This window comes from Clostridium sp. C2-6-12 (assembly GCF_009928485.1).
GTDB lineage: Bacteria > Bacillota > Clostridia > Clostridiales > Clostridiaceae > Clostridium.
This window is the reverse complement of record NZ_JAABNP010000016.1, coordinates 21090-33260: the sequence shown is the minus strand read 5'-3', so window position 1 is coordinate 33260 and position 12171 is coordinate 21090. Positions and strand designations below refer to the sequence as shown.

The window sequence follows — 12171 nt, the reverse complement described above, 5'->3', positions numbered from 1 at the left end:
ATAATAAATAATTTTAACTATAATTAAATGTCTAAGTTGCAATTATTGCAGCTTAGACAAGAATAAAAAAGTATAAATGAAAAAGTATAAACCAAAAATAAAATGAGATTTAAATAATAATATGTAGAAAAGGATGTGTATGGATATGTTAAGAGTAATAGCAGCTTGCGGAAGCGGTATGGGATCAAGTCAAATAATAAAAATGAAAATAAATAAGGTATTTAAAAAATTAGGCATAGAAGTATCGGTTCAACATAGTAGTGTAGGTGAGGCTAAAGGTCAAGCATCAAACTTTGATGTAGTATTTTGTTCAGAAGTGTTAAAATCTAATTTCGCAAGAGCAGAAGCATCAGGAACAATAATAATAGGATTAAAAAATATATTGTCAGAACAAGAAATGGAAGAAAAAGTTCTAGATCAAATAGTTAATAAGAAGTAATTCACAATAAAAGATATAAGCAACCATAATTGAAATCCAAATAAATTGTTTTATAATAAGTAATTAATCATTTTTTAGGTTCAGATAAAATTTACTAATTAAATTTTATCTGAACTTAAATAATAATAAGACAAAATAAATTAAAAATAGGTAATGTAGGTTGAGGTGAAGTAAATATGAAAATAACAAAAAAACACTTGGATGAAATGTATCGTGCATATTGTGCAAGTTCAATAGAAATAGATGGAGAATTAAATTTACTAGTAGCATCAGAAGAAAAGGGATATCCTTGTTATGCATATAAGGGGAAAGATTTTAATCATCGCCAAACAGTTTGGGAAAATGGTGGAGGATGTATGTCAATTATCCCTATACCAAATCGCAAGAATGAATTTTTAGCTGTTCGTGATTTTTATTTAAAAGAAAGCCCAAGTGGATCACGTTTAGTTTGGGGACATTTAGTTGATGGTGAATGGGTTATAGAAACAGTTATTGATTTACCTTATTTACATCGTTTTGATGTATGGGATGTAGATGGAGAAATCTATGTTGTTACGGCAACTATAGCAGATCTAAAAGCTTCAAAAGATGACTGGAGTCATTCAGGTACTATTTATTATGGTAAACTTCCAGCAGTGCCAACTGATGGTTTAGAGTTAAAAGCACTTAAAAAAGGTTTATTCAGAAATCATGGATATATACGCCATATGGTAGATGGAAAAGTGCATGGAACTTTTGGTTGTGATCAAGGAGTGTTTGAAGTAATACCAAGCAAAGATGGGCAGTGGCAAGTTGAACATTTAATGGAAGGAAATATTAGTGAAGTTGCCTGGTGCGATTTAGATGGTGATGGTCAAGATGAATTAATGACTATAGAACCATTCCACGGAAATTCTATGAAGATTTATAAATTAATTGATGGAAAATATACTGAAATTTATGCTTATCCATATGAAATTGATTTTGCGCATACTCTAGTTGGGACAACTCTTTGTGGAATTCCAAGTTTTGTTGGTGGTGTAAGACGTGTAGATGCAGAATTATTTTATATCCAATGGGTGGATGGAAAATGCAAAGAAACAATTATAGAAAAAGGTGCAGGTCCAGCTAATGTATCAGTAATAAATTTAGAAGATTGCGATTTAATCATTTCAGCAAACCATACAAAAAATGAAGCAGCAGTATATAAAGTAACAAAAGAATAAAGTTATATATTATTAATAAAATCGTATTTCAAGTGAAATAAATAGTTGAAAGATCTAATAATAAAAGAAATGCAAATCAAACTCTGATTAATAAATCTGAGGACTTGATAGGGAGGATAAAATGTTAGAAGAATTAAAAAAAGAAGTTTATGAAGCAAATATGCTTTTACCACAATATAAATTAGTAACATTTACATGGGGAAACGTTTCTGCTATTGATAGGGAAACAGGTTTAATAGTAATTAAACCATCAGGTGTGGAATACGAAAAAATGGGGCCTGAGGATATGGTTGTAGTTAATTTAGCTGGTGAAGTAGTTGAAGGAAAATATAAACCATCTTCAGATACGCCTACTCATGTGAAATTATATAATGATTTTAAGGATATAGGTGGAATTGTACACACTCATTCAAGATGGGCAACTATTTTTGCTCAAGCTGGAAGAAGTATTAAACCATATGGAACAACACAAGCTGATTATTTTTATAATGAAATTCCTTGTACAAGAGATATGACACCAGAAGAAATAAAAACTGATTATGAATACAATACAGGTGGAGTTATTGTTGAAACTTTCAAGGATTTAAATCCAATTCATGTACCAGCTGTTTTAGTTAAAAATCATGGGCCTTTTTCATGGGGAAAAGATGCGATAGAAGCAGTTCATAATGCTGTAGTATTGGAAGAAGTAGCAATGATGGCTTGGAATACAGAAGTTTTAGCAAATTATAATATTGATACTATGCCAAAGGAATTAATAGAAAAACACTTTATGAGAAAGCATGGACCAAATGCATATTACGGTCAATAAATTTATCTTTGGAAAGTTGGTGATTTTATGAAGGAATATACATTAGGATTATATGAAAAATCTATGCCGAATAATTTATCGTGGGAAGAGAAGTTAAAATGTGCTAAAGAATGTGGCTTTGATACTTTAGAGATAAGTATTGATGAAACAGATGAAAAATTAGCAAGATTAGATATGCCTGCAGATGAAAGAAGACAGTTAGTAGAATTAATGTTTAAGTGCGGAACTGAAATAAGAACAATGTGTTTAAGCGGACATAGAAAATATCCTTTAGGCAGTATGGATGCGGCTACAAGAATCAAAGGCATGGAAATGATGAAAAAAGCTATTGATTTAGCTTCTGATATAGGAGTTAGAATAATACAATTAGCTGGATATGATGTTTATTATGAAAAAGGAAATGACCAAACTAGGAAATACTTTGAAGAAAATTTAAAAGAATCAGTTGAAATGGCAGCTAATAAAGGTGTAATTTTAGCATTCGAAACTATGGAAACTGAATTTATGAATACTGTTGAAAAAGCAATGGAATTTGTAAAAATGGTAGATTCTCCATATCTTCAAGTTTATCCTGATTGTGGGAATGTAACTAATGCTGTTTTACAATATGGAACAAGTGCAGTTGAAGATTTTGAAAAAGGAAAAGGTCATATTGCAGCAGTTCATTTAAAAGAAACCGTTCCAGGAAAGTTTAGAGAAATTACTTTTGGAACTGGACATGTTAATTTTGAAGAGATAATAAAAAAATCATGGGAGCTTGGAGTAAGAAAATTTACTGCAGAATTTTGGTATGTTGGAAATGATGATTGGAAAGCTGTAATAAAAGATACAAAAGCTTTTATGGATGAGAAATTTAATAAGGTTTTAACAGAAGTTTAAAAAAATATGTTAGCGTACAAAGTGAAATTTTTTTGAAGTTTTATATGCAATAAAAATACTTATATTAAATTATAAGAGATTTAAGACGTAGATAGGTTGGTGAAATATGAACAAACAAGAATTGATTTCTATATCAAAAGAAATTAAGAAAAATATTATTGAAATGATTTATGAAGCAAAATCAGGACATCCTGGTGGCTCGTTATCTTGTGCAGACATAATAACTTATTTGTATTATGAAAGAATGAATGTAAGTGTGGAAGCGCCAAAGAATGTTAATAGAGATAGGTTTGTTTTAAGTAAAGGACATGCAGCTCCTGCACTTTATTCTGTACTTGCACAAAAGGGATATTTCCCGAAAGAAGAATTAAAAAATCTTAGAAAAATCGGAGCCCTTCTTCAAGGTCATCCTGATTCGAAACATATATCAGGAGTTGATGTCTCAACAGGTTCGCTCGGACAAGGGATATCAAATGCAGTAGGAATGGCTTTAGGCATTAGAAGTCAAAAAAAGAATAGCAAGGTTTATGTGCTTTTAGGCGATGGAGAACTTCAAGAAGGATTGGTTTGGGAAGCATCAATGGCAGCAGCTCACTATAAACTAGATAATTTAGTTGCTATTGTTGATTATAATGGGCTTCAAATTGATGGACCTAATGAAGAGGTGATGGGAGTTGCACCAGTAGATAAGAAATTTGAGAGTTTTGGATGGAATGTTGTATTTTGTGATGATGGAAATGATTATGACAAAATTAATGAAGCCTTTTTAAAAGTAGATAAAGTCCAAGGAAAACCAACTGTAATTATAGCTAAAACAGTAAAAGGCAGTGGTGTAAGTTTTATGGAAAATAAAGCAGAATGGCATGGACAAGCTCCTAATAATCAAGAAAAAGAAAAAGCAATAAAAGATATTATGGCTTAATAGGTATGTTGCAAATTTAATTCTTAGTACAAAAAATTGTCATGGGGATTATTTTTGCAGCATATATAAACTCAAATTAAAAAACATAGTTAAGCTAGGAGGATGAATAATGGGCAAGGCTACAAGAGAATCATATGGTATGGCTTTAGTTGAACTTGGGCATGAAAATGAAAGAGTTGTTGTGTTAGATGCAGATCTTTCAAAATCAACTAAAACAAATGGATTTAAAGCAGAATTTAAAGATAGATTTTTCAATGCAGGAATTGCAGAACAAAACTTAATGGGAATGGCAGCTGGATTTGCCAATGTAGGTAATATTCCATTTGCAAGTACTTTTGCTGTGTTTGCAACAGGAAGAGCTTTTGAGATAATAAGAAATTCAATTTGCTATCCTAAGATGAATGTGAAAATAGCAGCAACTCATGCAGGAATAACAGTAGGTGAAGATGGTGGGTCGCATCAATCAATAGAAGATATTGCGCTTATGAATTCGCTTCCTAATATGACTGTAATAGTCCCAGCAGATCATAGAGAAGCAATGGCTGCTACAAAAGCAGCAGCAGAATTTGAAGGGCCTGTTTATTTAAGATTTGGAAGATGTAACACAGAAGATATATTTGATGAAAACTATAAGTTTGAAATTGGTAAAGGCGTTCAAATAAGAGAGGGTAATGATGTTGCAATTATTGCAACAGGAATGATGGTACAAAAAGCGATTGAAGCTTCTAAAGAATTAGAAAAAAGAGGCATTAAAGCAAGGGTTATAAATATTTCCACTATTAAGCCAATAGATAGAGATATAATTATAAAGGCCGCAAAAGAAACTAGAGGAATAGTTACTGCAGAAGAACATTCAATTATAGGTGGACTTGGAGCTATGGTTTCGGAAGTTGTATGTAGTGAATGTCCAACTCATGTGAAAATGATAGGAATAAAAGATACCTTTGGAGAATCAGGAACACCTGATGAACTTATGGAAAAATATAATTTGACAAGTGAAGCTATTATTGAAGAGGTAAAAGCAATATTTAAATAATTTTTGAAATTATAGAAATAAACTTAAAATATTTGCAGAAAAGTTAATTATATAGGTGTAATTAAAATAGAGAATATTAAACTATATATATGGGAGTGATAATTAATGAAAATATTTGTAGATACAGCTAATATAGAAGAAATCAAAAAAGCAAATGCTCTAGGGGTTATCTGCGGAGTTACAACTAATCCATCTCTTATTGCAAAAGAAGGAAGAGATTTTAAAGAAGTAATAAATGAAATAACTAATATAGTTGACGGTCCTATCAGTGGTGAAGTTATTTCAATGAATTGTGAAGAAATGGTTGTAGAAGCTCGCGAAATAGCTAAAATTCATAAAAACATGGTTGTTAAAATTCCAATGTGTGAAGAAGGGTTAAAAGCTGTAAGTATTCTTTATAAAGAAGGAATAAAAACAAATGTAACTTTGATTTTTTCAGCACTTCAAGCATTACTTGCAGCAAGAGCAGGAGCAAGCTATGTGAGTCCGTTTTTAGGTAGATTAGATGACATTGGAAGTACAGGGATTACATTAATTGAAGACATAGCAGAAATATTTGAAATTCACGGTATAGATGCAGAAATAATTTCAGCAAGTGTTAGAAATCCAATTCATGTATTAGATTGTGCTAAAGCAGGTTCTGATATTGCAACAATACCTTATGGTGTAATAATGCAAATGATTAAACATCCGCTTACAGATGCAGGTATTGAAAAATTTTTGAAAGATTATGAAGGAATGAATAAATAGATAAATAGAAGTATATTTTATAATATCTAAGAGAAAAAACTGTTTATGAATGATCAAAAGATTATTTATAAACAGTTTTGTTATAATAATTAGCATGTTTGGCATAATAATCAATAGAGATTCATATTTATTACAATTTATACAGATAATAATTATTTAAATTATAGGTATATACTATTGTAAATTTGTACTCTGAGTATTATTATTAGTTTATAAAACTAATTTTATTATCGTAATAACTACTATGATTTAAACACAATAAGATATTAAGATTAAATTAATTAATATGCAAGGATGTGATTAGACTTTGATGATTAATACTCACAAAGCTATGGGTGAAAATATTATTAAATATGCTAATACTAAGAGTGTTTATTTAATTAATGATAAAAGATTTATATGGGGAAACGTTAAACCAGATTGTACACCTAAATATAAATTTAAAAAACATTATTTTAATGAAAGTATAGACATGGTGGTTGAAAAAATTATATACTTATCTTCATTAACGTTAGAAGAAGTTTATTATGATATGACGATTGGAAAGTTTAGCGAGGAACTTGGGGTAGTATGCCACTTCTTATGTGATTTTTTCTGTGCCCCTCATTATTATAGATGGGAATTCAAGAGTACAAGTGCTGTAAAACATCATATGATGTATGAAAAAAAATTAGCTAAATTGGCTAAGGACTTTGAGTTGACTGGAATTATAAATAGCGATATAGAGCCAAGTAATGTTAAGTTATTTATTTTGCAATTGCAAAAACAATATGATGGATCTTTTGATTATCATAATGATTTGACATTTTCGTATTATGTATGTGATAGCGTTTTAAATATGATTTTAAATAATGTATTTATAAATGAAAATAAAGCAAGCGAAGTGATTTAAGTTTATATAAATAGGGAGTATCTCAAGATGATGAAGTTGTTATTTTGAGATACTTTTTTAAATGTGTTTTTAGGATTTAAGTTTGTTACATAAACTTTTAAACTAGAAAAAGCTATCATTATACTTGGTAGTATTGGTTAAAGAGATTGGAGAAAATAATAAAATTTATTATTTTAGTGAAATAATTTTAATTACCTTGACATAAATTTATAGAAGTATGGTAAAATTATAAATTATAGTGTTTAGTTAGTGAGATAAAATAAAAAATTCAAATAATTAGCATTTGGATTGTTAAAAAATATACTAATTATGGATAGTATGTTTTATAATGTTAATTATAAAGTTAAACTATTATAAAAATTAAAATAGTTAAATTTATTAAGGTAGGAGAAAATATATATGGAAAAAAGTAAAAACATATCTATGGCAGTTATTAAAAGATTGCCTAAATATTATAGATATCTTGAAGAGCTTCTGAAAAACGATGTAGATAGAATTTCATCCAAGGAGTTAGGGGAAAAGATAGGTTTTACAGCATCTCAAATTCGTCAGGATTTAAATTGTTTTGGAGATTTTGGTCAACAAGGTTATGGTTATAATGTTAAGGAGTTATATGCTCAGATTGGATCTATATTAGGTCTTGATAGAGGATATGAAGCTGCTCTAGTTGGGGCCGGAAATATAGGGCAAGCAGTTTCGAATTATTCAAGATTTGAAAATTTAGGAGTTAAAATAACAGCAATATTTGATGCTAATCCTAAGCTGATAGGAATGAAAATCAGAAATATTGAAATAATGGACATTGATGATATGGAAAATGTTTTAAATGAACATAAAATCGACTTAGGAATTATATGTGTTCCTAGAAAAAATGCTCAAGCTGTTGCTGACGAATTAATAAAAGGTGGAGTAAGAGCTATTTGGAACTTTGCACCAGTTGATTTGGTTGTTCCTGATTATGTAAAAGTAGAAAATGTTCACTTGAGTGAAAGTTTAATGACTTTGATTTATTTGTTAAATGAAAGTGATAATTAAATCATAAAAATAGATATATTTCTATAATTTCATAATGATAAACTTGCTTATTAGGTAATTTTAGTAAGCAAGTTTATTATTTTTTTCACAAACAAAATAGTATTTATACCTTTTTATTGAAAAAATATTGGCTATCTCGGTAAAAAACTTGCAATAAAACATAATATTTTATTGCAAATAAATTAAGGACGTATTATAATTTTAACTAGGGGTTTTAGAACCTTAATATTTTTTAAACTCATTTGTTATAATATTAACAATGAGTTAAATAAATATTAAAAATAGTGAGAAAATTAAAAAAAAATAAATAAGCAAGTTTGAAGGAGGACCTTAACATGGAATTAAATAATGTGATTCTTGAAAAAGAAGGACATTTAGCTGTTGTAACAATCAATAGACCAAAAGCATTAAATGCATTAAATTCAGAAACATTAAAAGATTTAGATACTGTTTTAGAAGATTTAGAAAAAGACAGTAATGTGTATGCAGTTATATTAACTGGTGCAGGTGAAAAATCTTTTGTTGCAGGTGCAGATATTGCTGAAATGAAAGATCTAAATGAAGAACAAGGTAAAGAATTTGGAATCTTAGGAAATAATGTTTTCAGAAGATTAGAAAAATTGGATAAGCCAGTTATTGCAGCTATATCAGGATTTGCTCTTGGTGGTGGATGTGAACTTGCTATGTCATGTGACATAAGAATAGCTTCAGTAAAAGCTAAATTCGGTCAACCAGAAGCAGGTCTAGGAATAACTCCAGGATTTGGTGGAACTCAAAGATTGGCTAGAATTGTAGGACCAGGAAAAGCTAAGGAACTAATATATACTTGTGACTTAATAAATGCAGAAGAAGCTTATAGAATAGGTTTAGTAAATAAAGTAGTTGAATTAGAAAACTTAATGGACGAAGCAAAAGCTATGGCAAATAAGATTGCCGCGAATGCTCCAAAGGCTGTTGCATACTGTAAAGATGCTATAGACAGAGGATTACAAGTTGACATAGATGCAGCTATATTAATAGAAGCAGAAGACTTTGGAAAATGTTTTGCTACAGAAGATCAAACAGAAGGAATGACTGCATTCTTAGAAAGAAGAGCAGAAAAGAATTTCCAAAATAAATAATTATAAAAATCATAAATAATATTTTAAGATTAAGTTAAAAATCTATTTAGAGATTTATATATAGTTTGTTATCAATAGGTTTAATTAACAAGGAGGGTAATTTAATGAATTTCCAATTAACTAGAGAACAACAATTAGTACAACAAATGATCAGAGAATTCGCAGTAAATGAAGTTAAGCCAATAGCTGCTGAAATTGACGAAACAGAAAGATTCCCTATGGAAAACGTTGAAAAAATGGCTAAATTAGGCGTAATGGGTATTCCATTTTCTACTGAATTTGGTGGAGCAGGCGGAGATGTTCTTTCATACATAATCGCTGTAGAAGAATTATCAAAAGTATGTGGTACTACAGGAGTTATATTATCAGCTCATACATCATTATGTGCATCAGTAATTAACGAAAATGGTACTAATGAACAAAGAGCAAAATATTTACCTGATTTATGTAGTGGTAAAAAACTTGGTGCTTTTGGGTTAACTGAACCAGGTGCTGGTACAGATGCTGCAGGGCAACAAACAACTGCTGTATTAGATGGAGACAACTATATCTTAAATGGTTCAAAAATATTCATAACAAATGGTGGAGTTGCTGAAACTTTCATAATTTTTGCTATGACAGATAAATCTCAAGGAACTAAAGGAATTTCTGCATTTATAGTAGAAAAATCATTCCCAGGATTCTCAGTAGGAAAACATGAAAATAAGATGGGTATTAGAGCATCTTCAACTACTGAATTAGTTATGGAAAATTGTGTAGTTCCAAAAGAAAACTTACTTAGCAAAGAAGGTAAGGGATTTGGTATAGCAATGAAGACTCTTGATGGAGGAAGAATTGGTATAGCTGCTCAAGCTTTAGGTATTGCAGAAGGAGCTTTCGAAGAAGCTGTTAACTACATGAAGGAAAGAAAACAATTTGGTAAACCATTATCAGCATTCCAAGGATTACAATGGTATATAGCAGAAATGGACGTTAAAATACAAGCTGCTAAATACTTAGTTTACTTAGCAGCAACAAAGAAGCAAGCTGGTGAGCCTTATTCATTAGATGCTGCAAGAGCTAAATTATTTGCTGCAGATGTTGCAATGGAAGTTACAACTAAAGCAGTTCAAATCTTTGGTGGATATGGTTACACTAGAGAATATCCAGTAGAAAGAATGATGAGAGATGCTAAGATAACTGAAATCTATGAAGGAACTTCAGAAGTTCAAAAGATGGTTATCGCAGGAAGCATTTTAAGATAGGAGGACTTTTAGAATGAATATAGTAGTTTGTGTAAAACAAGTTCCAGATACTACAGCCGTAAAGATAGATCCAAAAACTGGTACATTAATAAGAGATGGTGTTCCATCAATAATGAATCCAGAGGATAAGCATGCATTAGAAGGTGCGCTTCAATTAAAAGAAAAATTAGGTGGGAAAGTTACTGTTGTAACAATGGGACTTCCAATGGCTAAGGCAACATTAACAGAAGCATTATGTATGGGAGCAGATGAAGCTATCCTATTAACAGATAGAGCAATGGGAGGAGCTGATACTTTAGCTACTTCAAAAGCAATTGCTGGTGTTATTAAGAAATTAGATTATGATATAGTTTTTGCTGGAAGACAAGCGATTGATGGAGATACTGCACAAGTTGGTCCTGAAATAGCTGAACATTTAAACATTCCACAAGTAACTTATGTTCAAGACGTTAAAGTTGAAGGAAATTCATTAATAGTAAATAGAGCATTAGAAGATGGACATCAAGTAATAGAAGTAAAAACTCCATGTTTATTAACTGCAATCGAAGAATTAAATGAACCTAGATATATGCATGTTGCAAAGATCTTCTCAACTTCAGATGATCAAATCAAAGTTATGAGCGCAGCTGATATAGATGTAGATGTAGCTGAATTAGGACTTAAAGGTTCACCTACAAAGGTTAAGAAATCAATGACTAAAGAAGTTAAAGGTGCAGGAGAAATCGTTAGAGAAGCACCAAAAAATGCAGCATATTATGTTGTTGGAAAATTAAAAGAAAAACACTACATCTAAGATAATAGGAGGGTAATTTATTATGAATATAGCAGATTACAAAGGCGTTTGGGTCTTTGCTGAACAAAGAGAAGGCGAATTACAAAAAGTATCTTTAGAACTACTTGGAGAAGGTAGAAGAATTGCTGATGAATTAGGAGTAAAGTTAACAGCTTTATTACTTGGAAATAACATAGAAGCATTAGCTAAAACTTTAGCTGAACACGGAGCTGATGAAGTTTTAGTTGCTGATGATAAGAACTTAGAACATTATACAACTGAGGCTTACACAAAAGTTATTTGCGATTTAGCAAATGAAAGAAAACCAGGAATATTATTTGTAGGAGCTACTTTCATTGGAAGAGACTTAGGTCCAAGAATAGCTGCTAGATTATCAACTGGATTAACTGCTGACTGTACATCACTTGATGTTGATGTTACAAATGGAGATCTTTTAGCAACAAGACCAGCATTTGGTGGTAACTTAATGGCTACAATTGCTTGTCCAGACCACAGACCACAAATGGCTACAGTAAGACCAGGAGTATTTGCAAAAATCACTTCTGATCCATCTAAATGTAACATTGAAAAAGTTGATGTTCAATTAGCTGACAGCGATATTAGAACTAAAGTTTTAGAAACAATTAAATCTAAAAAAGATATCGTAGATATAGCTGAAGCAGATTTCATTGTTGCTGGTGGTAGAGGAGTAGGAAGTAAAGAAAACTTCAAACTTCTTCAAGAATTAGCTGTTGCTTTAGAAGGAACAGTAGCAGGTTCAAGAGCTGCTGTTGAAAACGGATGGATTGACGGAGCTTACCAAGTAGGTCAAACTGGGAAAACTGTTAAACCTCAAATATATATAGCTTGTGGTATTTCAGGAGCTATTCAACACGTTGCTGGTATGCAAGATTCAGATTTAATCATTGCTGTTAACAAGGACGATTCAGCTCCAATAATGAAGATTGCTGATTATGCAATTGTTGGAGATATTACAAAGGTAGTACCAGAATTAATAGCTCAAATTAAAGAAGTAAAAAGTGCTGAATAATTAAAATAATTTGT

13 protein-coding genes are annotated in these 12171 nt (G+C 30.7%); all 13 read left to right on the top strand.

What is annotated here, in order from left to right; all coding sequences use genetic code 11:
* The first annotated feature begins 145 nt into the window (after positions 1 to 145).
* The 13 genes from GXK56_RS14465 to GXK56_RS14405 all read left to right on the top strand — a co-directional run bounded on the left by GXK56_RS14465 (position 146) and on the right by GXK56_RS14405 (position 12157).
* Complete coding sequence (locus GXK56_RS14465; RefSeq protein ID WP_160688569.1) at positions 146 to 439, top strand: PTS sugar transporter subunit IIB; 294 nt, start codon at positions 146 to 148, stop codon at positions 437 to 439.
* Between the two features lie 176 nt (positions 440 to 615).
* On the top strand, positions 616 to 1644 hold the full coding sequence (locus GXK56_RS14460; protein ID WP_160688567.1) for a hypothetical protein: 1029 nt from the start codon (positions 616 to 618) through the stop codon (positions 1642 to 1644).
* A 121-nt stretch (positions 1645 to 1765) separates the two neighbouring features.
* Positions 1766 to 2455, top strand: a complete 690-nt coding sequence (gene araD, locus GXK56_RS14455) for an L-ribulose-5-phosphate 4-epimerase (RefSeq protein WP_160688565.1) — start codon at positions 1766 to 1768, stop codon at positions 2453 to 2455.
* 27 nt (positions 2456 to 2482) lie between these two features.
* A complete protein-coding gene (locus tag GXK56_RS14450; RefSeq protein ID WP_160688563.1) occupies positions 2483 to 3334 on the top strand; it encodes an L-ribulose-5-phosphate 3-epimerase in 852 nt (283 codons plus the stop codon).
* 106 nt (positions 3335 to 3440) lie between these two features.
* On the top strand, positions 3441 to 4256 hold the full coding sequence (locus tag GXK56_RS14445) for a transketolase (protein ID WP_160688561.1): 816 nt from the start codon (positions 3441 to 3443) through the stop codon (positions 4254 to 4256).
* A gap of 109 nt (positions 4257 to 4365) precedes the next feature.
* Positions 4366 to 5292 carry a transketolase family protein gene (locus tag GXK56_RS14440; RefSeq protein WP_160688559.1) on the top strand — a complete coding sequence of 309 codons (927 nt, stop codon included), beginning with the start codon at positions 4366 to 4368 and terminating at the stop codon, positions 5290 to 5292.
* A gap of 105 nt (positions 5293 to 5397) precedes the next feature.
* On the top strand, positions 5398 to 6042 hold the full coding sequence (fsa, locus tag GXK56_RS14435; protein ID WP_160688540.1) for a fructose-6-phosphate aldolase: 645 nt from the start codon (positions 5398 to 5400) through the stop codon (positions 6040 to 6042).
* 310 nt (positions 6043 to 6352) lie between these two features.
* A complete protein-coding gene (locus GXK56_RS14430; protein WP_160688719.1) occupies positions 6353 to 6934 on the top strand; it encodes a zinc dependent phospholipase C family protein in 582 nt (193 codons plus the stop codon).
* Between the two features lie 399 nt (positions 6935 to 7333).
* Complete coding sequence (locus tag GXK56_RS14425) at positions 7334 to 7969, top strand: redox-sensing transcriptional repressor Rex (RefSeq protein WP_160688538.1); 636 nt, start codon at positions 7334 to 7336, stop codon at positions 7967 to 7969.
* Positions 7970 to 8304: 335 nt separating this feature from the next.
* On the top strand, positions 8305 to 9090 hold the full coding sequence (locus GXK56_RS14420; protein ID WP_160688536.1) for a short-chain-enoyl-CoA hydratase: 786 nt from the start codon (positions 8305 to 8307) through the stop codon (positions 9088 to 9090).
* A 104-nt stretch (positions 9091 to 9194) separates the two neighbouring features.
* The gene (locus tag GXK56_RS14415; RefSeq protein ID WP_160688534.1) at positions 9195 to 10334 is read left to right on the top strand and encodes an acyl-CoA dehydrogenase; all 1140 of its coding nucleotides are present in this window, start codon (positions 9195 to 9197) and stop codon (positions 10332 to 10334) included.
* A gap of 13 nt (positions 10335 to 10347) precedes the next feature.
* Positions 10348 to 11127, top strand: a complete 780-nt coding sequence (locus tag GXK56_RS14410) for an electron transfer flavoprotein subunit beta/FixA family protein (protein WP_160688532.1) — start codon at positions 10348 to 10350, stop codon at positions 11125 to 11127.
* Positions 11128 to 11149: 22 nt separating this feature from the next.
* The gene (locus tag GXK56_RS14405; RefSeq protein ID WP_160688530.1) at positions 11150 to 12157 is read left to right on the top strand and encodes an electron transfer flavoprotein subunit alpha/FixB family protein; all 1008 of its coding nucleotides are present in this window, start codon (positions 11150 to 11152) and stop codon (positions 12155 to 12157) included.
* Positions 12158 to 12171: the final 14 nt, after the last annotated feature.